Source organism: Halorubellus litoreus (genome assembly GCF_055378595.1).
This window is the reverse complement of record NZ_AP043836.1, coordinates 1,199,581-1,224,149: the sequence shown is the minus strand read 5'-3', so window position 1 is coordinate 1,224,149 and position 24,569 is coordinate 1,199,581. Positions and strand designations below refer to the sequence as shown.

Genomic DNA, 24,569 nt, shown 5'->3' with positions numbered 1-24,569 from the left:
TACTTTTACACGGCGTGACGGTATCCAACACCAATGGGCCGACGTAAGAAGATCGTCGAACAGTGCGAACGGCTGATGGACAAACCGGAGAACATCCGGAACATCGCCATCGCCGCGCACGTCGACCACGGCAAGACGACACTCACCGACAACCTCCTCGCTGGTGCCGGGATGATCTCGGACGACACCGCGGGCCAGCAGCTCGCGATGGACACCGAGGAGGACGAGCAGGAGCGTGGGATCACCATCGACGCGGCGAACGTCTCGATGACCCACGAGTACGAGGACACCAACCACCTCATCAACCTCATCGACACGCCCGGCCACGTCGACTTCGGTGGCGACGTGACGCGAGCGATGCGCGCCGTCGACGGCGCGCTCGTCGTCGTCGACGCCGTCGAGGGCGCGATGCCCCAGACGGAGACGGTGCTCCGGCAGGCGCTCCGCGAGGGCGTGAAGCCGGCGCTGTTCATCAACAAGGTCGACCGCCTCATCTCCGAGCTCCAGGAGGGCCCCGAGGAGATGCAGAAGCGCCTGCTCTCGGTCATCAGCGACGTCAACGACCTCATCGCCGGGATGACCGAGGACATGGACGACGTCGACGACTGGACGGTCAGCGTCGAAGAGGGCACCGTCGGCTTCGGGTCCGCGCTCTACAAGTGGGGCGTCTCGATGCCGTCGATGCAGCGCACCGGCATGGACTTCGGCGACATCATGGAGATGGAGCGCGCGGACAAGCGCCAGGAGCTCCACGAGAAGACGCCGCTGTCGAACGTCGTGCTCGACATGGTCTGCGAGCACTTCCCGAACCCCGTCAAGGCGCAGCCGATGCGTATCCCGCGCATCTGGCGCGGTGACGACGAGAGCGAACTCGCGGAGACGATGCGGATGGTCGACGAGGACGGCGAGGTCGTCCTGATGGTCACCGACATCGGTATCGACCCGCACGCCGGCGAGATCGCGGCGGGCCGCGTCTTCTCGGGGACGCTCGAGAAGGGCCAGGAGCTGTACGTCTCCGGGACCGCCGGGAAGAACCGCGTGCAGTCCGTCGGTATCTACATGGGTGGCGAGCGCGAGGAAGTGGAGCACGTTCCCGCGGGGAACATCGCCGCCGTCACCGGCCTCAAGGACGCGATCGCGGGGTCGACGGTCTCCAGCGTCGAGATGACGCCGTTCGAGTCCATCGACCACATCAGCGAGCCCGTCATCACGAAGTCCATCGAGGCGAAGAACATGGACGACCTGCCGAAGCTCATCGAGACGCTCCGTCAGGTGTCCAAGGAGGACCCGACGATCCAGATCGAGATCAACGAGGACACGGGCGAGCACCTCATCAGCGGGCAGGGCGAACTCCACCTCGAGGTCCAGACCCAGCGTATCGAGCGCAACCAGGGCATCCCCGTGAACACCGGTGAGCCGATCGTCGTGTTCCGCGAGGCCATCCAGCAGAACAGTGGCGAGGTCGAGGGCATCTCCCCGAACCGCCACAACCGCTTCTACCTCGAGATCGAGCCGCTCAGCGAGGACATCGTCGAGAGCATCAAGCACGGGAACATCTCGATGGACATGCCCGAACTGGAGCGCCGCGAGGCACTCCAGGAGGCCGGCATGGACAAGGACACGAGCCAGGACGTCGAGACCATCCATCGGACGAACATCCTCGTCGACGAGACGAAGGGTATCCAGCACCTCAACGAGACGATGGAACTCGTCGTCGAAGGGATGCAGGAGGCGCTCGACGACGGCCCGCTCGCCGCGGAGCCCGTCGAGGGTGCACTCATCCGACTGCACGACGCGCGTCTCCACGAGGACACCATCCACCGTGGTCCCGCGCAGGTCATTCCGGCAGTCCGGAACGCGGTCCACAACGCGCTCGTCAAGGGCAAGGTCCGCCTCAAGGAGCCGATGCAGGACGTCCGTATCGACGTGCCGAACGAGCACATGGGTGCGGCGTCCGGCGAGATCCAGGGTCGTCGTGGCCGCGTCGACGACATGTACCAGGAGGGCGACCTCATGGTCGTCGAGGGCGAGGCGCCCGTCGAGGAGATGATCGGGTTCTCCAGCGACATCCGCTCCGCGACCGAGGGTCGTGCGTCGTGGAACACGGAGAACTCCGGGTTCCAGTTCATGGCTGACAACCTCCAGCGCGAGCAGATCATGGAGATCCGCGAGCGCAAGGGAATGAAGCTCGAGCTGTACGAGCAGGTCGACTACATCTAAGCGGTCGCTGTCCGCTGGCGGTCCGGTTTCTCTCTTCGTTCTTCGCGTCGGGTAGCGACGGCGCTCGCGGGCGCGGGGGTGGTTCCGCGTGCTCGTCGCGGGTGTCTTCGCGGTCGGCGTGAATCGGAACCCACAACGTGGTGCCGGCGCGAGTACGGGTATGGAAGCGATTCGCGTCGTCTGGGGTTCGGGGACGGGCCCGACGGCGATGGCGAGTTACGACGCGGCGCTCGCGGACGCGGGCGTCCACAACTACAATCTCGTGACGGTGTCGTCGATGCTGCCGCCGGACGCGGACGTGGAGGCGGTCGGGACGGCGGGGGACCTCGGTGAGGTCGGCGGGCGGTTGACGGTCGTGGAGGCGCGGGCGACGGCGACGGACCCGGGGCACGTCTCGGCGGGGTTGGCGTGGGCGCAGTCGCCCGACGGTGGGTTGTTCTACGAGGCGGCGGGGCCGACGGACGCGGCGGACGTGGAGGAGCGCGTCCGGCAGGGGCTCGCGGCCGGCCAGGAGTTGCGGTCGGCGTGGACGTTCGACGACCCGCGAGTGCGCGTGCAGTCCGCGCAGGTCGAACCGGGGACGCACACGACGGCGGTCGTGCTCGCGGTGTACGGGACCGCGGACGCGCTCGTCTGAGTCGCTGGGTGAGCCGCGGCACCTGCGTTGGGTCGGTACTACCTCGACCGAACCTTTTTCACTCGGCTGGCGCGTAGAAGTGGTAGCTCTGCGATGAATGGAAACACGCCGTACGCTGGACTGCCGGGGATCACGCAGGCCGGGAAGCGAAACGCGGAGGACGTGCCGGAGCTGTCGAGGGCGGAGAAGAGCGCGCTCCGCCGCGACGTGTCGGCGATCGCGGCGCGGACGCGCGAGTTCCTCCCGAAGGAGTACATCGTCGACGGTGACGTCCATCAGGGTGTTGCGGGACCGCAGGCGCGGATCGCGGTCCAGCCGCCGGTCGGGGACCCCGTGAGTGCGGGGTTCACGCCGGAGGTCGAGGACCTGAATCTCGACGAGCCGTTCATCGACGCGGACGAGCAGGCGGAGGTCGCACGCGGCCTCGCGGCGAGCGCGGCGTTCCAGGTGAAGCAGGCCCTGCAGGGGTCGGTGACGCCGACCGCGCGCTAGACGCTCGGGTCTTCCCATTCGTGTCTCCCGTTCACTTCGACGGTAAGCGACTGCGCTCGGCGCCGCGGCGGGGTCAAGCGTCGGCGTCGCGGCGGGTCAGGCGTCGACGTCGGGGTGGTCCTCCTCGAGTGCGGTGACGGTGTCGTCGTCGAGGCCGAACTCGCGGAGTTCGGCGGGCGAGAAGCCGTCGGCGTCCATCGCCATCCCGCTCGTGACGAGTCCCTGGATGCCTTCCTCGACGCTCATGTCGACGTCGAGCACCTCCTCCTCGGGGAAGTGTGCGAGGAACCCGCCCATGACGGGGTTCGGGGCGAGCGGGACGAACAGCGTCCGCATGGCGGCGTTCTCGGTCGCGCCGCGGACGTTCGCGGGCGTGGTCGCGGTCTCGAACGCGATCATGTAGCTGCCGTCGGTCGGGTACTGGACGAGTTTCACGGAGCGGAAGTTCTCGGCTTCGCTCTCGATCATCGCGTCGCCCATGCGGCGGAACGCGCGGTAGACGCTCCCGATGCCAGGGATGGACGCGAACAGGAAGTCGAAGAGGTCGACGAGGCGTTCGCCGTAGCGGTTCCGGGCGACGGTACCGACGGCGACGACGACGGCGACGAGGATGAGGAACGCGGTGATGGCGCCGACGAAGTCCGCTGCGCTCTCGTAGATGCCGACCTCGACGAGGAACGCGACGACGACGTTCTGTTGGACGACCGAGAGCAGTCCGAAGTGCGCGAGGACCTTCAGGACCGGTTCGAGGACGCTGAAGATGATGCCGAACGCGGCGTCGAGGACGTAGACGGTGACGACGATGGGGAGGAGCGTGACGACGCCAGTGGTGAGGACGTCGAGCGCGTGCTGGTACGCGGACTGGCTGGCTTCCCGCGCGGTCTCGACCCCGGACCCAGGGATTCTGTCACTACCTGACATACGGCCACGGTCGGTGGGGAGGCACCTAAGGGAGGGGGCTACGCGCGATGGGCGTCCCGCATCCGCAACGCGGTGATCGGACGAGGAGTGGTCGGGGGAGGAGCGGTCGGGCGAGCGGTGGTCGCGTCAGGCGGCGCGGAGGGTGACGGTGACGGCGGTACCAGTCGGGTGGTTGTCGGCGACGGTGACTGTGCCGTCGTACGCGCTGACGAGTGCGTGGACGAGGTAGAGGCCGAGGCCGTGGTCGAGTCGGTCGACGGTGCTCGCGGTGGCGTCGAACAGCACGGCTTTGCGGTCGTCGGGGATGCCGGGGCCGTCGTCGGTGACCGTGAACGTGACGTCGTCGCCGTCGACCGCGCCGTCGACGGTGACGGTGACGTCGTCGTGGTCGGCGTGCTCGATGGCGTTCGCGATGAGGTTCCGGAACACCGACGTGAGGAGGGCGTTCGCGACGACGTTCGTCTCGGGGAGGTCGCCGACGTCGACGGTCGCGTCGGGGTACGCGGCGCGAGCGCGCTCGACCTCTTCGAGGACGACGCTGCGGGCGGGGACGGGTTCGGTCTCGACGTCGTCGTCGTCCGCTTCGATCATCGTGACGACGTCGCGGATGCTCTCGGTGAGCGTGGTGGATTCGTCGACGACGGTCAGGAGTTCCGCGAGTCGGTCCGGGGTGGCGAGCGACGGGTCTTCGGCGATGAGTTCGAGCCAGCCTTCGAGGACGTTCAGGTCGTTCCGGATGTCGTGGCGGACGATGCGGTTGACGAGTGCGAGGGCTTCGTTCTGGTCCACGAGGACGCGCTGGCGTTCGCGGTTGGCGGCGGCGGGGAGCGTGATGCCGCTGACGAGCGCGGGGTTCGTTTCGCTTCGACTGCCGGCGTCCCGGAGCCATCGGTAGCTCCCGTCGACGGTCCGGAGTCGATACTGGACGTCGTACGTGTCGCTGTCGCCGTCGACGACGGCCTCGAACGCGGCGGCGACCGCGTCGTAGTCGTCCGGGTGCACGAGCGCCGCGAAGTCCTCGACGGTCTCGAAGTCCGCGGCTTCGTACCCTCCGAGCGTCGCCTTCCGGTCGTCGAACGCGAACGCGCCGGTGTCGACGTCGTACTCCCACCATGCGACGCCGGCGGCGTCGACCGCGCGGTCGCGTGGGGTCGCTTCGACCGCCCGTCCCTGTCGCTCACCCATAAATATCACTATCTGTATGTATGCGTTGCTACTACAATACTACTTCGGCGATTCCACCCCGGACGCGTTCGCGCTACCCCGGCTCGCGGCCACGGCTCGCAGCCCGGCCGCCGTCAGCGGCCGGCGGCGAGCGCCGCGACGGTCTCCGCGACGACGACCCGTCGTCCGACGTTGAACGAGTGATTCTCGCCGGGGAGGACGCGCAATTCGGCGTCGGGGAGTACGTCAGCGAGCGCGTCGGCGTGCTCGGGATAGAAGTGGTCCTCGTCGCCGTACAGGAGCGTCACCGGGACGTCGACGTCGGCGACGTCCGCGGGCGCGATGTCGAGGCCGTCCGCGAGGTCACCGAGCGGGACGTCGCGCTGCTCGTCGAGCGCGGACTCGTCGGCGAACACGACCGCCGGCGCCCACCCGAGCACGCGCTCGACGTCCTCGGGGAGGGCCGTGAACGCGATGCGGCCCCCGAAGCTCTTCACGAGCAGCGACACGTGGTCGTACCCGCGGTCGAGGGCGTGGTCGACCGCGGCCGCCAGTTCGCGCTGCAGTTCCGCGAGCGTCTTCGCGTCGAGCTCGTCGCCGCTCGTCCAGGATTCGTAGCGGAACGACGCGACGCCCGCGTTCGCGAGCTCGTACGTCGCGATGTCGAAGATGTCACCGAACGGGCCGTGGCCCGCACCCGGGACCACGACCACGCACGTGTTCGCGTCCCCCGCAGGCGGCGTCACGAACCGTCCCTCGTACGTCTCCCCGTCGACCTCGAAGTCGAGTTGCTCCATCGGCATGGACTCGAACGGTAGCGCGTCGACGGGAAAAACCCTCGTCGCACTGACGACTCGGCGCGCGACGATGCAAGCGCCTCACACGCCGCGCGAACGCTTACGTGCCCACCGCCGGCTCTTCCAGGTATGCGCATCCGCGACGCCACCCTCGACGACGCCGAACTCCTCGCCACCGAGTTCTGGTACCCGCTCGCGAAACAGATGGAACAGTACAGCGACCTGAACGAACTCCACGACGACGCCGCCGAGCACGCCGTCGGCGGCTTCGAACGCCTCCTCGACAGCGACGACCACCGCACCCTCCTCCGCGAGGTCGACGACGACCCCGTCGCGTTCGCCCACCTCGAGTTCGGCGAACACCCCTCCCGAACACGCGACACCTACCTCAAGATCGTCGACCTCTACGTCAAAGACTCGCACCGCGGCGACGGCCACGGCACCGCCCTCGTCGACCACGCCGAAACCCTCGCCGAACGCGAAGCCTGCGACTTCCTCAAGGTCAGCGCCGAATGGCAGAACCAACCCGCCCGCGACTTCTACGAGAACCGCGACTACGAACCCAAACAAGTCACGTACGCCAAACCACTCGACTGACACCACCCCCGCACAACCCCGAAACGGCCGCCTGACGGCGTGGTGACAGCACTGAAACGGCCGCCTGGCGGCGGCCGTATGCTGGTGCGACCAGTTACTTCCCCCAGAAGGGGTCCCGATTGCGCTGCTTCTCGAGGTACTGGTTGAGGGCTTCCCGTTCGTCCATCGGGATCTCCTCCTTCAACTCCTGCTCCAAAATCTTCGCGTGCTTCTCGGGGATCTCGATCCAGAGTTCGTCGCCTTCCTCGATCTGGCGGCCGACGGTCGGGCCGTCGATGGCGAGGCTGACGCGGCTGCCGGCGCGGGCCTCGTCGACGTCCTCGCCGTTCTCCTGGATGCCCTTGAGTTGGCCGACGCGCGTCGGCTCGTTCCCCTCGAACTTCACGACGTTCATGTTGTTCTTGACCGTCCCGGAGAGGATCTCCGTGCCGACGACCGCGGGGTCGTTCTGCCGGAACGTGTGGTCCATGAGGAGCTGGAAGCGCGCGGGCCGCGTGATGTTGTCCAAGACCGTCTCCTGTTGTTCGCGCTCTATCTCCTCGACGTACTCGTCGTACTCCTCGACGAGCTGGTAGATGACGTCGCTCTCGAACACCTTCACGTCGCTCTCCTCGATGCGCCGGCGCGCGTCGTCGAGCACGTCAACGTTGAACGCGAGGATGGTCTTGTGCGTGTCCTCGTCCGCAGTGGAGGCGACGGAGACGTCACGGGGCGCGACCGCACCTACTTCGGCGCGCACGATGGGGATCTCGGCCTCCTCGAGCGCGTTCGCCATCGCCTCCAGGCTCCCGAGGGTGTCGGCCTTCACGACCACGCCCTCCTCGGCGGTCTCGACCGCGATCTCGGCGAGTTCGCTCCGGACCTCGCGTTCGACCTCCTCGACGGGACGGTCGCGAACGACCCTGATGGGAGCGCCCGACATCGCCTCGTCCAGGTCCGGCGCCGCGACCTTGATACCGGCCGCCGCCATCACCTCGTCGACCTGCTCGAAGCGACTCTCGGTCCGGATCTCCGCGAGCGGCCGCGGCTGCAAGAGCGCCCGCACCTCGGTCACGATCGGGTTGTTCTCACCGCCGACGACGATGACGTCGTCCGCGCGGATCGTCCCGTCGTAGAGCACGATGTCGACCGTCGTCCCGAACCCCTTCTCCTCCTTGACCTCGAGGACCGTGCCGACGCCGGGCCCGCCGACGTCCACCTGCATCTCCTCTTTCATGTACCGCTGCGCGAGCCCCATCATCACCGTCAGGAGGTCCGGGACGCCCTCGCCCGTCATCGCGCTCACGGGAACGACGCCGACGTTCTGCTGGAAGTTCCGGACCTGCCAGTACATGTCCGCGGAGAACCCGTGGTCGCTGAGTTCGCCGACGATCTCGTAGAGCTCCTGGTTGAGTTGCTGCTGGACGCGGTCGGACTGGGTCTCCATCGACTGCTGGATGGGGGCGTCCTCGACCGGATTCCAGCCCGGGAGCGTGTCGACCTTGTTCGCGGCGACGACGAACGGCGTCTGCGTGCGCTTCAGGATGTCGAGCGCCTCGATGGTCTGGGGTTGGAAGCCGTCGTTCACGTCGACGACGAGGATGGCGATGTCAGCGAGCGCCCCACCGCGACTGCGGAGGGTGGTGAACGAGTGGTGGCCGGGCGTGTCGATGAACAGGAGTCCGGGCAGGTCGAAGTCAGTTGGGTCGACGAGACTCCCTGCGATGTCCGAGATGACGTCGAGCGGCACCGCCGTGGCGCCGATGTGCTGGGTGATCGCACCTGCCTCGCCCTCGATGACCGCGGAGCCGCGGACCTTGTCGAGCAAGCTCGTCTTGCCGTGGTCGACGTGACCGAGGACGGCGACGATGGGCGTGCGTAGCGTGTCTGTGCCGGGGTCGCCGGCGTCCGATGAGTCCGACATGGTGACCACCCAGAAGGTATACTCAGAACCTTCTCGCGCCGGCATTTAAGATTGCCGTATGCGTCCGCGTTCGGGCGCCATCACCGCATTCGACGACGCGTCCTCGTCGCCACCGGCGATGGCTGCCGCGCGGCTGACGACCCCGTGGCGTTTATTAGCCGTCGTTCGGTACGGGAGGGTATGCCCGATATACTGGCCGAGAACATCTCGGACAAGGCCGTCATGGGGTCTGACGGCACCGAGCTCGGCGCGCTGTACAACGTCACGATGGACCTGAAGAGCGGCGAACTCCACGACCTCATCGTGGAACCCGACGAGGACACGCCGACGCGAACCATCGACTACGACCGGGACGAACAGGGCCGTTTTCGCGTGCCGGTTGCGCGCGTGCAGGCCGTGAAGGACTACATCGTCGTCGACCGCTAGCTCGGATGAAGGTCCTGGACTCTTCTGCGTTCATCAACGAGTATCATTCCGAGGACGACATCGCGACCATCCCGCTCGTTCGCGAGGAGCTCACCGACGAGAGCGGGTATCGGTTCGACGCGATGGAGGGCGCGGGGATGCGCATCCACATCCCGGACGCCGGGACGGTCGAGCGCGTGGAGCGCGCCGCGCGCGAGACCGGCGACCTCGCGGAGCTCTCGGATACCGACGTTCGCCTGGTGGCGACGACGTTCGAGCTGGACGCGACGCTCGTCACGGACGATTACGCGATGCAGAACGTCGCCGAGCGACTGGACGTGCGCGTGGAGGTCATCGCGCGCGACGGCATCAGCGAGCAACGCGACTGGACGTTCCAGTGCGCGGGCTGTGGGCGCGAGTTCGACGAGAACAAGGACCGCTGCCCGATCTGTGGGAGCGACCTCGCGCGCAAGAACCCGAGTTAACGGACGGAGTCAATCGCCTGCTTCTGGCGGCGTCGTCTCGCTGTCAGAGGAGGGCCGGGACGACGACTGCCGCGGTCTTCTCGAGGTACTCGAACCCGAACAGGATGGCGTTGTAGCTCCCGTGCACGAACGCGGGCACGACGAGGTTCTCGGTGCGTTCGTAGACGGTGCCGAGGACGAGCGAGAGCGTGAACACGACCGCGAGCGTCGCGACGAGCTCGCCGGTGGTGCCGCCCGTGGAGTACGCGGGGATGTGGACGAGCGCGAAGATGACGCTCCCGGTCAGGACGGCCGCCCAGCGTGGCGCGTGCTCGTAGAGCGACTTCTGGACGACGTTCCGGTACAGGAGTTCCTCGCCCGGGCCGATGATGAGGAGGCTCAGCGGGACGAGTGGCAGGAGGAGCGACGGTTCTGACTCCGCTGCCTGCGTCGTCGAGTGCTGGCTCGTCGAGATGCCGAACGTCTCGAACGCGACCGAGATGACTTGGAGGAGCGCGAACAACGCGACGAGCCCGCCGATCGCCCACGCGGCCTCGCGGAGCGTCGGCGTTCGCACGTCGAGGAACGACAGCGACCGGTTCGTGTACGCGAGGTAGATGCCGGCGGTCATCGTCGTCGCCAACCCGAGCGCGACCGTCGACAGTATCTGTTGCCGGGCGCCCGACAGCGGCGGCTCCCAGACGAGGTCCGTCACCAACCCGTAGACGACCGTCTGCCAGACCGCGATCGCGAAGATGCCGACCGCACCGACGAACGCCATCGCGAGCGCCGCAGCCACGAACCGACCCGGCGACCACGCGTCACGCGACTCGACGGACATGCTCGCTCGTAGCGCCTCCGCCGACATAGGCCCTTCCGTTACGCGACCGCTCCCGGAGCGACGAGCTACTCGATTATCAGTTCGTCCTTGGCGGCGACGGCGTCGGCTTCGTCGTAGTCGCCTTCGCCGAGCAGGCCTCTGGCGGCGTTCTTCCCCCATTCGACGGCGGGTTGGACGAACGTGTCGACGCCGTAGAGTTCCCCGGCGAGGACGCACGCCGCCTCCATCGCGTACAGCAGGGCGCCGAGTTCGCGTTCGTCGACGCGGTCGAGTTCCACGCGGACGCTCGGGCGGCCGGCGGCGGCGAGGCTCGCCTCGGTCGCGTCGAACTCGGCGTCCATGAGTTCGCCGAGGCCGGTGCCTTCGAGGTACGCGAGCTCCTCGGCGTCGCTCTCGGGGATGTCGTGGTCGTCGCGTTCGGTGGGCCTGACGAGCGTGACGAGCTTGTCGCGCGGGCCGGCGCGGTAGAGCTGGAGCTGGGAGTGCTGGTCGGTCGCGCCGAGCGCTCGCGCGGGCGTCTGCCCGAGGCCGTCTTTGCCCAGACTTTCGGCCCAGAGTTGCGCGAACCACTCCGCGAACGTCTCCAGCGATTCGGCGTACGGCATCATCGCGTTCACGCTCGCGCCGCGCTGGTCGAGCGCGTACGCTATCGCGCCGTACGCGTACCCCGGATTCGAGTGCAGCGAGGGGCCGAGCTTCTCGCGTTGCTCGCTCGCGCCGGCGACGAGCGCGTCCAGGTCGTGCCCGCAGACGCTCGCCGCGGCGAGCCCGACCGTCGACAGCGCCGAGAACCGCCCCGGGACGCCCTCGGGTTGCGGGAGGTTCGGGAGCCCGTGTCGGTCCGCGAGCCGCCGTAGCGGCCCCTCCTCGCCGGTCGTGACGAACGTCCGATCGGTCCAGTCGACGCCCGTCGACGTCATCGCGTCGCGGACGACGAGGAAGTTCGCGAGCGTCTCCGCCGTCGTCCCCGACCGCGACACGACGTTCACCGTCGTCGACGCGAGGTCGACCTCGGAGAGCAAGGCGGTGATCCACTCGGGGTCGACGTTGTCGAGGTAGTACGCGTCCACGCTCGACTCGTTGGCGAGCGCGTCCGTGATGGTCGCCGCGCCGAGCGCGCTCCCGCCGATACCGACGTTCAGGAGCGTCTCGGTGTCCGCGAACGCCGCCGTCGTCTCTCGGATGGCGTCCACGTCGACGTCCTCGGGGAGCGCGAGCGCGGCGTACCCGTGCTCGCGGCCCTCGATCCCCCGCTCGATGCGGTCGTGTGCGGCCGCGACCTGGTCGTCGAGTCGCGCCAGCGCGTCCCGCGAGATGCCGGGGGACGCGGTGTCGGCGAGCGCGTTCGCGATGTCCACGTGCATGGCCGAATGCGCGCCCGGCGGCGACAAGTGTTTTGCCATCACTACCGGAGTGCGGCCCGCGGAGCGTGCGGTCTCCTTTGGACGCGCTGCCGTCAACCACGCCGCTTTTGGCCGTCTCGCCCCAAGCGTCGAGGGATGACAGAGGACGGCGTCGCGACCGCGGAGGACGCTCGGAGCAGCGACGACGACGCCGACGCGGGGAGCGACGGCCGCACGTACGGCGGGCTCCTGACGGCGTTCCCGTACGCACTCCGCGAGAGCGATTCGTTGTTGTTCAAACTGTACGCGACCGTGAGCGGACTGCTCGCGACGCTGCTCGCGTTCTTCTTCGCGGCGGCGGTGACGGTCGCGGTGTCGAACACGCTCGGTGCGGGCGGTGGGACGTTCACGTTCGTCCGGTCGTTCTACGTGTTCGTCGCGCTCGCCGTCGTCTCACCTATCGTCGCACCGGTGCTGTTCGTCGCGCGCGAGCACCGCCGCGGTCGCGGCGACGCGCGCTTCGACCGCCGGATGGCGCTCTTGGGGTTCGTGTACTTCGTCGCGCTCTACGTCGCCGCGGTCATCTCGATGCCGCCCGAGTTCACGCTCGACGGCGAGGTCACCACGCGCCCCGACCCGAGCGGGCTCTTCGCGCCGCTCGTCCGCGTGTTCTACGCGATGCCGCCACTCTCGAGCATCCTCCCGCCCGCGCTCGTCGGCGTCGCGATGTACCTCCTCGACCGCCGACACAAGGCCTCGAACGCGTGAGGCCGACGGCCGCCGACGCTCGCGACGCCACTTGCGTCGCCGGCGGGTGCGTGACGAAACCCGGAAGGCCACCGAGACGCTACCCGTGGGTATGACGGAGACGACCGCGACGTTCCTCGTGACGGAGGCGGACGCCGAGAGCGCCGTGCTACGCGACGTGGACGCCGGGCAGGTGTACACGCTCGCGGCCAACGACCACGAACTCGAGTCGGAGATGGTCGTCGGCGCGACCGTGAAGCCGGTCCCGCCGATGGACGTCGTGTACGAACTCGTCGACGTCGACTACGCGCATCACGTCGACGTCGTCGACACGGACCTGTCGCCGACGACGCAAGCGATGGAGACCGCCGAAGACCTCGACGTCGGCGACGTCGAACGCATCGAGCGCGCCGGAACCGGCGAACTCCACGTCCTCTCGGTACCGCCGGAGGACACCGAGCAAGCCGCCCAGGACGTCATCGCGGACGAGGAGACCGTCGCGCGAGCGGGTCGCGTCGGCGCCGTCCGCGTCGAGGTGCGTCGCGACACCGAACTGGGCGTCCTGAACGTCCGCTACCTCCCCGACTGAGCGGAGGAGTATCGCACTCGCTCCCGAACCCGGTCGTCGCTACTCGCTTCCTTCGCTCGCGTACGGCGCCGGACCGTCCGCGCTCTGGACCTTCCAGCCGCCGCCGACGTCGCACGCCTCGCGGACGGTGTACTCGATCTCCGTGTCGGGCCCCATGCGGTCGCCGCCCTGGACCTCCTCCACCCTGAGGGGGACGTCGTACGTGCTCCCGCAGCACCCGATGTCGACGAACTCGATCCACTCGTCGCCGCGCTCGACGTCGTCGTGGACGCGACGCAGCCACGCGTGGAAGTGGTCGGTATCCACCTGTTGGCGACTCCAGTCCGAGAGGTCCATCGGGTACGAGAGCACGACGCGAGATGCGGTCGTCATACCACACGGTACGGCGTCGGCGGACAAAAGCGTGCGTCGCGATGACGCCGGGCGCGCGAAGCCACCGTCGCGACGGCGTCCGGCGACGCGAGAGGCGGTCGATCCGTGCGGAAACCGTCGGCGTTCGTCGCCGCGAGAGAAAGAGAGATAAGAAGGCTTACTTTCGCCCGCGGCGGACCGGGCGGCATGAGCAAGTTCGAGGTACCGGAGGTCGACTACGAGCGGTACTCGAACCGCCAGCTCGCGGCCATCCCTCTCGCCCTGTTGGCCGTGGCGCTGGTGGTTCTCGCCGCGTTGTGGGTGACCACTGGGACACCGGTGCCGCTGGGTATCGACTTCACGGGTGGGACAGAGTTGACGGTGCAGACGGACACGCCCCGCGGCGAGATCGGGGCGGCGTTCGACGTGGAACCGGCGAACATCCAGGCGGCCGCCGGGACCGCCGACCCGCAGTACATCGTGACGTTCGCCGATACGGGCGATAGCACGAACGGGAGCATCCTCGCCGACCAGGCGCGAGCGAACCTGGAGGCGACGTGCGACAACACCGAGGAGTGCGCGATCGTGCAGTCCCGGCAGTCGACGACGCCGCGGTTCGCGTCGTCCGCACAGAACACCGCGCTCGTCGGGCTCGTCATCGCGTTCGCCGGGATGAGCGTGCTCGCGTTCGCGCTCTTCCGGTCGTTCGTTCCGTCCATCGCGATCGTCATCTCCGCGTTCTCCGACATCGCGATCCCGCTCGCCATCATGGGGCTCGTCGGCATCAAGCTCTCGCTGGGCACGGTCGCGGCGCTCCTGATGCTCATCGGGTACTCGGTCGACTCCGACATCCTCCTGAACAACCACATCTTGCGGCGCGAGGGCGGGTTCTACGAGAGCACCGCTCGCGCGATGCGGACCGGTGTGACGATGACGCTCACGTCGCTCTCCGCGATGGCGGTGATGGCCGTGACGGCGTACCTCTTCGGCATCGAGCTGATGGCGTCGATCGGTATCGTGCTCGTCCTCGGGCTCGCGACGGACCTGATGAACACGTACATGATGAACTTGAGTCTCCTTCGCTACTACAAGCTCGGGGAGGTGGGTAACTGATGGCCGACCTCCGTAGCAACTGGCGCGTAGTGCTGCTCGTCGTGATGCTGTCGATGAGCGCGATCGTGCTGTTCGTGCCGTCGGCGACGCTCGCGGGCGGCGAGGTGACGGGGCCGACGAACCTCCAGTACGGCCTCGAACTGAACGGCGGGACGCGCATCCGGACGCCCGTGACGGGCATGAGTGCGACCCAGTTGGACGTGCAGCGCGATGACGACGACGTCGTGCGGAACGTCTCGCAGGAACTCGGTGTGCCGTCGCTCGACGTCGCGGTCCGGGACTGTACGGCGTCGAACGTCGACTGCCGGACCGAGGAGGGCCACGTCGTCGAGGTGTTCAACGACTCCGTGACCCCGGAGCAACTCGTCGACGTGTTGCGCGCGCAAGGCATCACGCGTATCGACGGGACGCAGGTGACGACCGAGCACGTCCGCGACGACCCGTCGCCGGAGACGTACGCGCGGATGGCGTCGAGCATCCAGAGCAAGCTCGACGCGACCGGGCTGTCCGGTGGGACGGCGACGGTCGCGTCCGCGGCGAACGGCCAGCGGTACGTCGTCGTCGAGGCGCCGAACCGCGAGCCGGAGGCGCTCGTCGAACTCCTCGACGAACGCGGACTCGTTCAGCTCTCGGTCCGGTATCCGGGCAACGGGTCGATGCAGGAGGAGGTGCTCGTGGACGCGAACGGCATCCGGACGGTCGACCCGCCGCGGCGCTCGCAGGCCGGGTCCGGCTGGGAGGTTCCCGTGAAGCTCACCGAGCAGGGCGGGGTGCGCTTCCAGAACATCCTGAACCGCGTCGGGTTCACGAGCAACCGGAACTACCAGTCGTGTCCGGCGAACGCGTCGCGGACGTCCACGCGGAACGAGGACGGCTACTGTCTGTTGACGGTCGTGAACGGTGACGTGAAGGGTGCGTTCTCGATGGACGGCCGGCTCGCTCAGACCATCCGGAGCGAGCAGTTCGCGAACGACCCGCGGTTCTTCTTCACCGCGGGGAACCAGAGCGAGGCCCAGCGCATCCAGACGAACATCGAGGCTGGTGCGCTCCCGGCGCCGCTCGACCTCGACCAGCGCCAGACGTTCACGCTCGAGGGCGCGCTCGCGGACCAGTTCAAGCTGAACGCGCTCATCACGGCGATCGTCGCGGTGCTCGCGGTGTCGTTCACGGTGTACATCCGGTACAGTAACGCGACGGTCGCGGCGCCGATGGTCGTCACCGCGCTCAGCGAGGTCGCGCTCCTGCTCGGGTTCGCCTCGATCGTCGGCCTCCCGCTGGACCTCTCACACATCGCGGGGTTCATCGCGGTCATCGGGACGGGGGTGGACGACCTCATCATCATCGCGGACGAGGTGATGGCCGAGGAGGTGTCGAGCCAGCGCGTGTTCCAGTCGCGGTTCCGGAAGGCGTTCTGGGTGATCGGTGCGGCGGCGGCGACGACCATCGTCGCGATGAGTCCGCTCGCGGTCCTCAGCCTCGGGGACCTCCGCGGGTTCGCGATCATCACGATCCTCGGCGTCCTCATCGGGGTGCTCGTGACGCGGCCGGCGTACGGTGACATCCTCCGTGCGCTCGTCACGGGCGACAAGTAGCGACCATCTTTTTCCCGCTCGGGTAGCGACCATCTTTTTCCCGCTCGGGTGGCCTCGCTCGCGTCGCTCGCTGCGGCCACCGCTCACGGCAAAAACATGGGTGAAAAAGGCCGACGGCTCGGCCGATGGCCTCGCCGTCGGTGAACCGCGCTCGCCGTGCTCGCGCGGACCCTGGAGGGACCGAACCGGTAGGTTCGTGGACGCACTTGACCGCCGTTCGATTTCTCAGAAGTCGTCGAGTCCGGACTGTTCGTTGGCGGCGAGGAGGTCCTCGCACGTGCTCCAGGACGCTCTGGCGAACGCGGGGAGGTCGCCGTGGGCGTCGACGTGGTCGGCGAGGAACGCGCGCGTCGTGGGGTCGCTCGGGTAGCCGGAGCCGACGTCGACGTCGCCGAGGTCGTGCTCGCTGGCGAGGCCGGCGACGTGGGTGTCGCGGGCGACCTTCGCGACGATGCTCGCGGCGGCGACCAACGCGTAAGTCGAATCTGCGCCGTGTTCGGCGGTGACGTCGACGTCGACGGTCGCGTGCTCGGTGACGCGTCGCGCGAACCGCTCCTCGCTGGTGTCGCCGGCGTCGACGACGCCCGTGTCGCCGTCGCGAGCGATCTGCGAGATGGCGTCGGCGTGGGCGGCGACGGTGAGCGTGTTCATGTCGGTGCTCGGGTCGTCGATGCGCGCGGGTGGTATCTCGGCGACGCCGACGCGGACGCGGTCGTCGTCGCGGAGTGCGGCGTCGAGCGCTTCGCGCGTCGCCGGTGCGAGGTTCTTCGAGTCGTCGACGCCGTCGGGGAGGCAGTCGGTGTCGTCGACGGCGACCGCGGCTGCGAACATCGACCCGAGGACGGGCCCTTTGCCGGCTTCGTCGGCGCCGAATCGCATACCGCGGGTTCGGCGGGGAACGCACTTGACCGTTCCCGTTTCCTATTCTTTTAACAACAAGATGGAGTAAACTTAATTCCTGGAGCGTTCATGTTCGTACATACATGGGCGTTTTCGATGCGGTGTTCGCGTCGTCGGTCAGGCAGACGGTGCTCGCGGAACTCAGCGAGCGCCCGCGGCAGCGACGCGACCTCCTCGACGACGTGGACGCGAGCAAGTCCGCGGTGTACAACGCGCTGAACGAACTCCGGGACCGCGACCTCCTCCGCGAGGGGCGGTCGCGACGCTGGGAGACGACGGGCCTGGGCGACCTCGTCGCGGACTACGTCGCCGACCGCGAACGAGCGGGCGAGGTGCTGTCGACGCACGCCGAGTACTGGGCGACCCACGACCCGGAGGCACTCCCGGAGCCGTTCCGTGCGTCCCTCGGCGCGCTCGCCGGCGCCGAACTACTGGAGTCGCCGACGTCGGAGCCGTTCCGCGTCGTCAGTCAGGTCGTGGACGTCATCGAGCGCGCGGACCGCGTCGCGCTCGCCACCCCCATCTATCACGACCGGTACGCGGCGGCGCTCGAACGGACGGCCGCGGACGCCGACGTCCGGCTCGTGCTCGCGCCGTCGGTCGTCGAGGAGGTCGACGGCCGCGAGGACGCGGACTGGGACGCGGTCGACCCCGCGGTCCGGGTCGCGGACCCCGGCGTGACCGTGCTCGTCACCGACGAGGCGCTACTGTTCGCGCTCCCGCGCGAGGACGGCACGCACGACCCCGAGGAGAAACTGCTGGCGCGCTCCGACCGCGCGCTCGACTGGGGCCATCGGTTCTTCGAGCACCACTGGCGGACCGCGACGCCGGTCGAGGCGCTCGAACCGACCGCACAGCACTGACTGGGCCGACGCTGCTCCGTCGGACACGGCGGTCCGACGCCGAGCGGACCGACGCCGAGCGGACCGACGCCGAGCGGACCGACGCCGAGCGGGCCGACGCCGAGCGGTCGGACACTGACCGGTCCGACACGGACCCGTCGGTCGCGACGCGGTCGGACGCGTTCGCGGTTACTTGAGGTAGTCGTCGGTCGCGAACGCTTCGTCCTCGCCGTCGACGCTGAGGACGTCGAGCGCGGTGACGACCGCGTCGACGCCGAGGAGGCCGGCGAGACTCGGCTCGGTCCGGCCGTCGTCGCTGCTCACGAGTTCCTTGATGTAGAGGCCGCCCTCGCCGTGGACGTCGACGGTCGCGTGCGTCTCGTCCTCGAGTTCACCACTGGCGGCGTACACCTGGCGCGTGCGGTCGATGCTCGCGCGCCGGTGGTCGACGCGCTGGGGCGTGTGCTGCGTGATTGTCGCCCCTTCGAGCTCGTCGAGCGCCGCCTCGAGTTCCTCGGCGGTGACGGGCGCGCCGAACTCGACCTCGGCGCGGTAGGTCTTCGACGCGTCCAGTTCCTTCACGCGCTCGACCATGTCGTGCTCGGCGAGCGCGAGGTCCTGCACGGCGACCGCGCCGTCGGCCGCGTCGTTGATTCGCTCCTGGAGCGCGTCCACGTCGACGTCCCGCACGCCCGGGTGCTTCACCTCGACGACGAACGGCCGGCCATCGCCGAGCATCAGGGCGTCGACGTCCTCGCGGCCCGCGCCGTGGAACACCGCCTCCGAGCCGTCCATCGCCTCCTTCACGTGCGGCGCGACGTACCCCTCGACGCTGTCGTCGTAGAGGTACCCGGAGCCGCCGCAGTGGTCGCAGGGTTCCTCGCCGTCGTCGCCGAGCTGCTTCCCGCTCGCACCGCACTCGCGGCACGGCCACTCCGTCTGCGGAATGTCACGCTCTAACTTCTTGTACCGGCCGTAGACGAACGCAGGGTTCACCTGGACGTCGACCGCGTGCGTCGACGGGTCCGCGTCCGCCGCGTCGAGGTCGAGGATGGCGAGCACGTCCGGCCGGTCGAAGTCCACCTCGGTGTCGGTGAGGCGCCCGAAGCGCTTCCCGACCTCGCGGTTGAACTCGGACTTGAACAGCTCGCCCGCATCGGGTTCGAGGCCCGCGTCCTCCCGGAGCAGGCGGTCGTTCTCCTCGACGAGCGGCGGCGTCCGCGTGCCGACCTGGTACGTCGCGAAGTCCACGCCCTCGACGCTCTCGGCGGCCAGTTCCGCGTAGTCGTCGTACTGCCCGGTCAATCCCTCGCACACCCAGCACGCGTCGCGCTCGGGCGGCTCGTGGGGGTCGTCGTCGGCGAGCGCGACGGCGACGCGCAGGCTCTTCCCGCGCTCGTCGTTCGTCAACCCGAAGCTCCGGTCCGCGAACGGCCGGCCGAGGCACGCGTCACAGAGCGGCCCCGTCGCGAGCAGGTCGCGCGCGGTAGCGAGTACGTCCATTGGGAGAACGCAAGCGTTCACGGCGTTAGTTCCTTGCCATCTGGAGCGCGGCCAGCCAGCGCACGCAGTGGTCGAGCCGACCGACCACGGTCGTTTCACGGAACGAATGATAGATTACTTAATCGACGTGTTCGTTTCACAGGATGTCGATGCCCTCCATCGAAACGAACGAACTGACGAAACGTTACGGTGACACCGTGGTCGTCGACGACCTCGACCTGGAGGTGCGAGCAGGGGAGGTGTTCGGGTTCCTCGGCCCGAACGGTGCCGGGAAGTCGACGACCATCGACATGCTGCTGGACTTCGTTCGACCGACCTCGGGCGAGGTGCGCGTGCTCGGCCACGACCCGCGGACGGAGAGCGTCGCAGTTCGCGACCGCATCGGTATCCTCCCCGAAGGCTACGCGCTGTACGACCGCCGGACCGCACGCCAGCACGTCGCGTTCGCCGTCGAACTCGAGGACGCCGACGACGACCCGGACGCCGTCCTCGACCGCGTCGGTCTCGCGGACGACGCCGACCGACCCGTCGGCGGGTTCTCCAAGGGGATGCGGCAGCGCCTCGCGCTCGGGATGGCGCTCGTCGACGACCCCGACCTCCTCGTGCTCGACGAACCGAGCGCGGGCCTCGACCCCTCTGGAATCCGCGAGCTTCGCGACATCATCCGTACGGAGGCCGACCGCGGTGCGACCGTGTTCTTCTCCAGTCACGTCCTCGAACAGGTCGAGGCGGTCTGCGACCGGGTCGGCATCCTCCGGGAGGGCGAGCTAGCCACCGTCGACACGATCGACAACCTCCGCGAGCGCGCCGGTGGCGCGTCCACGCTCTCGCTGACCGTCGACACCGTCCCCGAAAGCAGCGTGCTCGAAGCGGTCGACGGCGTCCGCGACGTCACGGTCGACGGCAACACGCTCCGCGTCGCGTGCGCCGACCCGAGCGTCAAGGCCGCCGTCATCGCCGCCGTCGAGGACGCCGGTGCGACCGTCGAGGACATCGACGTCGAGGAGATGAGCCTCGAATCCGTGTTCGAGACGTACACCGAGCGCACGCCCTCGGAGGTCGAGGCATGACGCACCCAGTCCTCGCCATCGCGCGCAACGACCTCGCCGACGCCGCCCGCTCGAAGCTCCTCTGGGGAGCCGTTCTCGTCCTGCTCGTCGTCTCTGTGCCCGGCTACCTCGGCGCTGCGGGCGGCCGCATCCTGGAGACGCCCACGCGCGGGGTGCGCTTCCTCCCGCAGGCGCTCGTGAACTTCGTCGCACCGGTCGCGCTCGTCGTCGCGCATCGCGCGGTCGTCGGCGAGCGCGAATCCGGGAGTCTGCGCGTCCTCTTCGGGCATCCGGTCGCCCGGCGAGACGTCGTCCTCGGGAAACTCCTCGGTCGGAGTGCGCTCGCGGTCGCGGTCGCCACCATCGCGATGCTCGGTCTCGGTGCGGCGACCGTCTACATCTATGGGTCACTCCCCGTCACGACGTTCCTCGCGATGACGGCGTACGTCGCGGCGTATGCGGTCGTCTGGACGGCAGTCGTCGTCGGTATCTCCGCTGCCGCCGCGACGCGACTGCAAGCCATCAGCGCCGGCCTCGGTCTGTTCCTGTTCTTCGGGCCGTTCCAGCTCTGGAGCACGCTCGCGCTCCCCGCGTTCGCGCTCGCGTTCACCGGCAGCACGTCGCTCGCGGCGATCAACCCGCTCGACCCGGGGACGTGGCCGACGTGGTACGAGTACGTCCTCCGCGTGAACCCGATGGAGAACTTCGTGCAGACGCGGTACGCCGTCGCCGGCCTCGTGGACGGCTCGACGGGCGGTGGCCTTCTCGCCGCGTCCGCCGCGTCGTTCCTGCTCTGGGCGACCGTCCCCGTCGCCATCGGGTACTGGCGGTTCGAACGCAGCGACCTCGCCTGACCAGCCACGTCGACTCGCGTTCACCGCGGCGGTTCCGACGCACTCAAGCACGCGACGTGCGCACCGTCGAGCATGCGTCAGTTCGTCGTCGTCGCGCACGACGCCCCCACCGACCCGGACTTCTCGCTCGACGCGCTCGGGAGCGACGCGGGCCGCATGGACCTGCTCGCGCGCTGCCTGAACGCCGGCTTGCTCGCGAGTCACGGCATCCGCGAGGACGCGCGCGTCCACCTCGTCCTCGACGACGCCTACACCGTCAGCGTCGACGGCGCGACCGTCCGGAACCTCCATCCCGACGAGCGCTCCATCGCCGCGCTCGTCAGGAACGCGCTCGAATCCCGCGAGGACGCCATCGGCCATCAGCCCGCGACGCCGTCACCCGGTATCGAGGTGTACCGGATGGGTCTCGAAGCGACGCTCGACCGCCTCGCGCGCGACGGTACGGTCGTCGCGCTGCACGAGGACGGCGACCCCGCGAACGAACGCGAACCACCCGCGCATCCGGTGTTCGTGCTCTCGGACCACCGCGACTTCACCGACGCCGAGGCCGCGACGCTCGACGACGCGGCCGACGTCCGGCTCCGTCTCGGCCCGACCGTCCTCCACGCCGACCACTCCATCACCGTCGCGCACCACTACTGCGACACCGACGGCTACCGCGAGTTCTAACTCCGTCACGCCACCGCCCGTCACGTCACCTCGTTTCCACGAACGCGAGGGGCAAAACTAAGGCGCGCGTCGTCCAACCCGTGGCCATGTCAGATCTTCCCTCCGGCGAAGCCGACGGCTCGACGCCAGACACCCCACAATCCGTCAGGGACGCCCTCGGCGCGCTCGTCGACGACCAGTCGATACAGTTCCGCACCGAGTTCGGCGACGAAGGCCCGCGCGCCGGCGAACGCTACGAGTTCAGCGGCACCGTCGACCGCGCAACCACCGACGCGCTCGGCGCCAGCCAGGCGCTCGTCGACGCCGACGACGGCGAACGCTACCGACTCGCCGAAAGCTACACCACCGGTCAGGTACGCGCCACTCGCCTCACCGCCGGCAACGAGAAGGAGTACGTCGGCGTCGTCACCCGACTCGACGGCGACTGAATCGACTCTCGGCGAGCGACGCGGCGGCGACTGAATCGACTCTCGGCGAGCGACGCGGCGACTGACGACGAACCGTCTTCTCGATATCAGTCGTCTGCGGGCGTCGCACCTTCGGACGCGGTATCCACGTTGCTCGCGACGAGGCTCTCGTTCGCTGCCACCCAGCGGAGCAGGAGGAACGCGAACACGTACTTCGCGAACACGTCGAGCGCGGAGTACCCCCACGAGGTGACGCCGACTGACTGGACGAGCGCGAGGCCTTCGACGCCGACGGCCCAGATGATCGGGTAGCCGAGCCAGAGCACGACGGTCAGGACGCGAAGGGTCCCGAAGATGTCCGCGGTCCCCGCCCGCTCCGCGGCGGCGGGCCACTCGGTGAGGAGCGCGTAGAGGACGACGACGAAGAACGCGCAACTGACGAGGTAGAACAGCCAGCGGAACGCGAGCGAAGACGTGACGAGCGCAGCGGCGAGCCCGGTCACGCACATCCCGATGTCCGCGGCGACGACCGTGTACAGGCTCGCCTCGTCGACCTTCGCGAGCGTCCCGAGTGCGAGCAAGATCATCGGCGTGGACAGCGCCCACGTCAGGTACCGACCCCATTGACTCATCACCTCCTCGCCAGCGAGTGCGTGCCCGGGCGGCATCTCGATGAACCCGACGGTCAGTCCCGAGAGGAGCCCGATGTAGCTCGAGATGGAGACGAGCGGGATCATGAGCGTCGCCCCCCAGATGACGCGGGCGCGAGTGCTCGTGACGTTCCGTCCCATGTACACGAACAGGAGGATGGAGAGGCCGGCGAGCGCGATATTGATCCAGAGCGACGAGCTCAACAGTACGTCATCCTGTATCTGTGAGAACGCGTCCGATTGCGTCGTCTGCAGCACGAAACTAGCCAGAACCCCGACAGTTGATGAAAGCATACGACCACTGTTGGTGACTCGAAAGCATAAGTAGAAAGACGCGTATCGCGCATTTCCGGTATCTACCCGTCGAAACGGACCACTACTCGCACCCGCCCGAACCCCTCCCTCCACCACCAATCCCGCGCTCGCGCCCACGCCGAAACCACCGCAAGTCGCCACGACACGACCACGAACTCACGGCACGCACCGACACCAACCACGACCACGCCAGCGCCTCGAACTTTCGGAAGTCTTAAAGAGACCGCAGCGTCTACATCTACGTGCGGGCCGGTGGGGTAGCTTGGTATCCTTCGGCCTTCGGGTGGCCGTAACCACGATTCAAATTCGTGCCGGCCCACTACCTTTCCCGCACTTTCAACGCCTCCGCAGCAGACGCTATGCGTGTGGGCGTAATCACGTTCTCGTGAGCGAAGTGAGCGGGAGCAAGCGAGACCGCAGGTCTCGCGTGATTCAAATTCGTGTCGGTCCTCTTCGCCCGCATTCTCGCTTCGACGAGCGACAGCGGTATTGTTCGAGAGCCACGGTTGGTCGCATCGTTCGATGGTCAGTCGTTGGTGTCGTGTCTGGCGTTCGCGGGTGGGTTCGTCTTTTCGGCTCCGACGTCGCCGAACGAGTCTGGGTGTTGGTAGTCGCGACGCCGACGGCGGCGACCGCGTCCGAGCTGTTCCAATGATGGTGGTATTCGACGCTTTGATCGTCGTTGGCGTCGGCCTAACTGTCGAAGATGAGGTTGTCGGGGGTGACGAGGTGGTTGTCGCCAGACCCGTTGAGGGTGACGCTCACGCGTTCGCGGATGCTGGCATCGTCGACGTCGTCGGCGATGGTGGGCATGGTTGATTGCACCGACAGCGCTGTTCTTCTGGCTCCTGTGCCGAGATGTGACGTGTGGCTTGACCTGTGGACCGTCGGGTGTCGGCGTTCGGGTGTCTGTTAGCACGGGTTGGCAGGAAAGGATAACCGTCGTATTTTTACACTAACAATTATTCATCTATATTAATACTCGGCCCAGATTTCGAAAATTGGGGCGGGTGGTGATTCCATATGTACGAGGAACGAGATCGCGATAATTCCGATACAGGAGATTCGGACGATGAAGGTCGGTTGAAGGCGCTCGAGGCGGAGAACGAGCGATTGCGAGAACGACTCAACTCGATGAGAGAGAGCGTTGGGGTGCTGGAAGATACGATCGAGTCACTAGAGGAGCGAATGGTGGAGGCGGGCC

Annotated in this window: 25 protein-coding genes and 1 tRNA gene; 16 read left to right on the top strand and 10 right to left on the bottom strand. The window is 68.0% G+C overall.

All coding sequences use genetic code 11. From position 1 onward, the window contains the following. Positions 1-33: 33 nt before the first annotated feature. From ACZ48X_RS10315 to ACZ48X_RS10305, 3 genes are all read left to right on the top strand, one after another. Positions 34-2,220 (top strand): elongation factor EF-2, encoded by a 2,187-nt coding sequence (locus ACZ48X_RS10315; RefSeq protein WP_336350955.1) that lies wholly within the window; start codon positions 34-36, stop codon positions 2,218-2,220. 160 nt (positions 2,221-2,380) lie between these two features. Next, positions 2,381-2,857: a pyruvoyl-dependent arginine decarboxylase gene (locus tag ACZ48X_RS10310; RefSeq protein WP_336350954.1), complete on the top strand. Its 477-nt coding sequence runs from the start codon at positions 2,381-2,383 to the stop codon at positions 2,855-2,857. A gap of 93 nt (positions 2,858-2,950) precedes the next feature. Then, positions 2,951-3,349: a DUF5811 family protein gene (locus tag ACZ48X_RS10305; RefSeq protein ID WP_336350953.1), complete on the top strand. Its 399-nt coding sequence runs from the start codon at positions 2,951-2,953 to the stop codon at positions 3,347-3,349. Between the two features lie 96 nt (positions 3,350-3,445). Here ACZ48X_RS10305 and ACZ48X_RS10300 read toward each other — a convergent pair whose 3' ends face one another. From ACZ48X_RS10300 to ACZ48X_RS10290, 3 genes are all read right to left on the bottom strand, one after another. Then, positions 3,446-4,270, bottom strand: a complete 825-nt coding sequence (locus ACZ48X_RS10300) for a DUF502 domain-containing protein (RefSeq protein WP_336350952.1) — start codon at positions 4,268-4,270, stop codon at positions 3,446-3,448. Positions 4,271-4,396: 126 nt separating this feature from the next. Further along, entirely contained in the window at positions 4,397-5,455 is a 1,059-nt protein-coding gene (locus ACZ48X_RS10295; RefSeq protein ID WP_336350951.1) for a PAS domain-containing sensor histidine kinase, read from the bottom strand. A gap of 113 nt (positions 5,456-5,568) precedes the next feature. Next, positions 5,569-6,237, bottom strand: a complete 669-nt coding sequence (locus ACZ48X_RS10290; RefSeq protein ID WP_336350950.1) for an alpha/beta hydrolase — start codon at positions 6,235-6,237, stop codon at positions 5,569-5,571. 123 nt (positions 6,238-6,360) lie between these two features. Between ACZ48X_RS10290 and ACZ48X_RS10285 the strand changes: the two genes are divergently transcribed. Beyond that, positions 6,361-6,828, top strand: a complete 468-nt coding sequence (locus tag ACZ48X_RS10285; RefSeq protein ID WP_336350949.1) for a GNAT family N-acetyltransferase — start codon at positions 6,361-6,363, stop codon at positions 6,826-6,828. A 94-nt stretch (positions 6,829-6,922) separates the two neighbouring features. Here the strand turns inward: ACZ48X_RS10285 and infB are convergent, their stop codons facing one another. Beyond that, the gene (infB, locus tag ACZ48X_RS10280; protein WP_336350948.1) at positions 6,923-8,731 is read right to left on the bottom strand and encodes a translation initiation factor IF-2; all 1,809 of its coding nucleotides are present in this window, start codon (positions 8,729-8,731) and stop codon (positions 6,923-6,925) included. A gap of 180 nt (positions 8,732-8,911) precedes the next feature. On the opposite strand from infB, the gene ACZ48X_RS10275 reads away from it, so the two are divergent. Then, on the top strand, positions 8,912-9,157 hold the full coding sequence (locus tag ACZ48X_RS10275) for a PRC-barrel domain-containing protein (protein WP_336350947.1): 246 nt from the start codon (positions 8,912-8,914) through the stop codon (positions 9,155-9,157). Positions 9,158-9,162: 5 nt separating this feature from the next. Next, a complete protein-coding gene (locus ACZ48X_RS10270) occupies positions 9,163-9,621 on the top strand; it encodes an NOB1 family endonuclease (protein ID WP_336350946.1) in 459 nt (152 codons plus the stop codon). 43 nt (positions 9,622-9,664) lie between these two features. Here the strand turns inward: ACZ48X_RS10270 and ACZ48X_RS10265 are convergent, their stop codons facing one another. Continuing rightward, a complete protein-coding gene (locus ACZ48X_RS10265) occupies positions 9,665-10,441 on the bottom strand; it encodes a CPBP family intramembrane glutamic endopeptidase (protein ID WP_336350945.1) in 777 nt (258 codons plus the stop codon). Between the two features lie 65 nt (positions 10,442-10,506). Next, complete coding sequence (locus ACZ48X_RS10260; RefSeq protein WP_336350944.1) at positions 10,507-11,805, bottom strand: glucose-6-phosphate isomerase; 1,299 nt, start codon at positions 11,803-11,805, stop codon at positions 10,507-10,509. 135 nt (positions 11,806-11,940) lie between these two features. Here ACZ48X_RS10260 and ACZ48X_RS10255 point away from each other — a divergent pair, with 135 nt between their 5' ends. After that, positions 11,941-12,552: a hypothetical protein gene (locus tag ACZ48X_RS10255; protein WP_336350943.1), complete on the top strand. Its 612-nt coding sequence runs from the start codon at positions 11,941-11,943 to the stop codon at positions 12,550-12,552. Between the two features lie 91 nt (positions 12,553-12,643). After that, positions 12,644-13,120: a DUF5812 family protein gene (locus ACZ48X_RS10250; protein WP_336350942.1), complete on the top strand. Its 477-nt coding sequence runs from the start codon at positions 12,644-12,646 to the stop codon at positions 13,118-13,120. Positions 13,121-13,159: 39 nt separating this feature from the next. Here the strand turns inward: ACZ48X_RS10250 and ACZ48X_RS10245 are convergent, their stop codons facing one another. Then, positions 13,160-13,492 (bottom strand): hypothetical protein, encoded by a 333-nt coding sequence (locus ACZ48X_RS10245; protein ID WP_336350941.1) that lies wholly within the window; start codon positions 13,490-13,492, stop codon positions 13,160-13,162. Between the two features lie 186 nt (positions 13,493-13,678). Here ACZ48X_RS10245 and secF point away from each other — a divergent pair, with 186 nt between their 5' ends. Next, positions 13,679-14,584, top strand: a complete 906-nt coding sequence (gene secF, locus ACZ48X_RS10240; RefSeq protein ID WP_336350940.1) for a protein translocase subunit SecF — start codon at positions 13,679-13,681, stop codon at positions 14,582-14,584. Further along, a complete protein-coding gene (locus ACZ48X_RS10235) occupies positions 14,584-16,176 on the top strand; it encodes a preprotein translocase subunit SecD (protein WP_336350939.1) in 1,593 nt (530 codons plus the stop codon). The genes secF and ACZ48X_RS10235 overlap by 1 nt, the downstream gene beginning before the upstream one ends. A 225-nt stretch (positions 16,177-16,401) precedes the next feature. On the opposite strand, the gene rnhB is transcribed toward ACZ48X_RS10235, so the two are convergent. Continuing rightward, the gene (rnhB, locus tag ACZ48X_RS10230; protein ID WP_336350938.1) at positions 16,402-17,055 is read right to left on the bottom strand and encodes a ribonuclease HII; all 654 of its coding nucleotides are present in this window, start codon (positions 17,053-17,055) and stop codon (positions 16,402-16,404) included. Between the two features lie 104 nt (positions 17,056-17,159). On the opposite strand from rnhB, the gene ACZ48X_RS10225 reads away from it, so the two are divergent. Then, positions 17,160-17,939 carry a helix-turn-helix transcriptional regulator gene (locus ACZ48X_RS10225; RefSeq protein ID WP_336350937.1) on the top strand — a complete coding sequence of 260 codons (780 nt, stop codon included), beginning with the start codon at positions 17,160-17,162 and terminating at the stop codon, positions 17,937-17,939. Between the two features lie 168 nt (positions 17,940-18,107). Here the strand turns inward: ACZ48X_RS10225 and ACZ48X_RS10220 are convergent, their stop codons facing one another. After that, positions 18,108-19,421, bottom strand: coding sequence for a tRNA pseudouridine(54/55) synthase Pus10 (locus tag ACZ48X_RS10220; protein ID WP_336350936.1), 1,314 nt, complete (start codon positions 19,419-19,421; stop codon positions 18,108-18,110). A gap of 149 nt (positions 19,422-19,570) precedes the next feature. Between ACZ48X_RS10220 and ACZ48X_RS10215 the strand changes: the two genes are divergently transcribed. The 4 genes from ACZ48X_RS10215 to ACZ48X_RS10200 all read left to right on the top strand — a co-directional run bounded on the left by ACZ48X_RS10215 (position 19,571) and on the right by ACZ48X_RS10200 (position 22,421). Continuing rightward, positions 19,571-20,491 (top strand): ABC transporter ATP-binding protein, encoded by a 921-nt coding sequence (locus ACZ48X_RS10215; RefSeq protein ID WP_336350935.1) that lies wholly within the window; start codon positions 19,571-19,573, stop codon positions 20,489-20,491. Continuing rightward, the gene (locus ACZ48X_RS10210) at positions 20,488-21,324 is read left to right on the top strand and encodes an ABC transporter permease subunit (protein ID WP_336350934.1); all 837 of its coding nucleotides are present in this window, start codon (positions 20,488-20,490) and stop codon (positions 21,322-21,324) included. Before ACZ48X_RS10215 ends, ACZ48X_RS10210 begins: the two co-directional genes overlap by 4 nt. Positions 21,325-21,396: 72 nt before the next feature. Further along, positions 21,397-21,993 (top strand): tRNA (pseudouridine(54)-N(1))-methyltransferase TrmY, encoded by a 597-nt coding sequence (gene trmY / locus ACZ48X_RS10205; RefSeq protein ID WP_336350933.1) that lies wholly within the window; start codon positions 21,397-21,399, stop codon positions 21,991-21,993. Between the two features lie 86 nt (positions 21,994-22,079). Then, positions 22,080-22,421: a hypothetical protein gene (locus ACZ48X_RS10200; protein WP_336350932.1), complete on the top strand. Its 342-nt coding sequence runs from the start codon at positions 22,080-22,082 to the stop codon at positions 22,419-22,421. A gap of 86 nt (positions 22,422-22,507) precedes the next feature. On the opposite strand, the gene ACZ48X_RS10195 is transcribed toward ACZ48X_RS10200, so the two are convergent. Beyond that, a complete protein-coding gene (locus ACZ48X_RS10195; protein ID WP_336350931.1) occupies positions 22,508-23,344 on the bottom strand; it encodes a bacteriorhodopsin in 837 nt (278 codons plus the stop codon). Positions 23,345-23,611: 267 nt separating this feature from the next. Here ACZ48X_RS10195 and ACZ48X_RS10190 point away from each other — a divergent pair. Next, positions 23,612-23,684: transfer RNA gene (locus tag ACZ48X_RS10190), tRNA-Pro, on the top strand. The last annotated feature ends 885 nt before the right edge of the window (positions 23,685-24,569 follow it).

Coding starts and splice junctions, on each gene's coding strand:
- ACZ48X_RS10315 (WP_336350955.1), top strand. CDS start 34: ATGGGCCGACGTAAGAAGATCGTCGAACAGTGCGAACGGCTGATGGAC.
- ACZ48X_RS10310 (WP_336350954.1), top strand. CDS start 2,381: ATGGAAGCGATTCGCGTCGTCTGGGGTTCGGGGACGGGCCCGACGGCG.
- ACZ48X_RS10305 (WP_336350953.1), top strand. CDS start 2,951: ATGAATGGAAACACGCCGTACGCTGGACTGCCGGGGATCACGCAGGCC.
- ACZ48X_RS10300 (WP_336350952.1), bottom strand. CDS start 4,270: ATGTCAGGTAGTGACAGAATCCCTGGGTCCGGGGTCGAGACCGCGCGG.
- ACZ48X_RS10295 (WP_336350951.1), bottom strand. CDS start 5,455: ATGGGTGAGCGACAGGGACGGGCGGTCGAAGCGACCCCACGCGACCGC.
- ACZ48X_RS10290 (WP_336350950.1), bottom strand. CDS start 6,237: ATGCCGATGGAGCAACTCGACTTCGAGGTCGACGGGGAGACGTACGAG.
- ACZ48X_RS10285 (WP_336350949.1), top strand. CDS start 6,361: ATGCGCATCCGCGACGCCACCCTCGACGACGCCGAACTCCTCGCCACC.
- infB (WP_336350948.1), bottom strand. CDS start 8,731: ATGTCGGACTCATCGGACGCCGGCGACCCCGGCACAGACACGCTACGC.
- ACZ48X_RS10275 (WP_336350947.1), top strand. CDS start 8,912: ATGCCCGATATACTGGCCGAGAACATCTCGGACAAGGCCGTCATGGGG.
- ACZ48X_RS10270 (WP_336350946.1), top strand. CDS start 9,163: ATGAAGGTCCTGGACTCTTCTGCGTTCATCAACGAGTATCATTCCGAG.
- ACZ48X_RS10265 (WP_336350945.1), bottom strand. CDS start 10,441: ATGTCCGTCGAGTCGCGTGACGCGTGGTCGCCGGGTCGGTTCGTGGCT.
- ACZ48X_RS10260 (WP_336350944.1), bottom strand. CDS start 11,805: ATGCACGTGGACATCGCGAACGCGCTCGCCGACACCGCGTCCCCCGGC.
- ACZ48X_RS10255 (WP_336350943.1), top strand. CDS start 11,941: ATGACAGAGGACGGCGTCGCGACCGCGGAGGACGCTCGGAGCAGCGAC.
- ACZ48X_RS10250 (WP_336350942.1), top strand. CDS start 12,644: ATGACGGAGACGACCGCGACGTTCCTCGTGACGGAGGCGGACGCCGAG.
- ACZ48X_RS10245 (WP_336350941.1), bottom strand. CDS start 13,492: ATGACGACCGCATCTCGCGTCGTGCTCTCGTACCCGATGGACCTCTCG.
- secF (WP_336350940.1), top strand. CDS start 13,679: ATGAGCAAGTTCGAGGTACCGGAGGTCGACTACGAGCGGTACTCGAAC.
- ACZ48X_RS10235 (WP_336350939.1), top strand. CDS start 14,584: ATGGCCGACCTCCGTAGCAACTGGCGCGTAGTGCTGCTCGTCGTGATG.
- rnhB (WP_336350938.1), bottom strand. CDS start 17,055: ATGCGATTCGGCGCCGACGAAGCCGGCAAAGGGCCCGTCCTCGGGTCG.
- ACZ48X_RS10225 (WP_336350937.1), top strand. CDS start 17,160: ATGGGCGTTTTCGATGCGGTGTTCGCGTCGTCGGTCAGGCAGACGGTG.
- ACZ48X_RS10220 (WP_336350936.1), bottom strand. CDS start 19,421: ATGGACGTACTCGCTACCGCGCGCGACCTGCTCGCGACGGGGCCGCTC.
- ACZ48X_RS10215 (WP_336350935.1), top strand. CDS start 19,571: ATGCCCTCCATCGAAACGAACGAACTGACGAAACGTTACGGTGACACC.
- ACZ48X_RS10210 (WP_336350934.1), top strand. CDS start 20,488: ATGACGCACCCAGTCCTCGCCATCGCGCGCAACGACCTCGCCGACGCC.
- trmY (WP_336350933.1), top strand. CDS start 21,397: ATGCGTCAGTTCGTCGTCGTCGCGCACGACGCCCCCACCGACCCGGAC.
- ACZ48X_RS10200 (WP_336350932.1), top strand. CDS start 22,080: ATGTCAGATCTTCCCTCCGGCGAAGCCGACGGCTCGACGCCAGACACC.
- ACZ48X_RS10195 (WP_336350931.1), bottom strand. CDS start 23,344: ATGCTTTCATCAACTGTCGGGGTTCTGGCTAGTTTCGTGCTGCAGACG.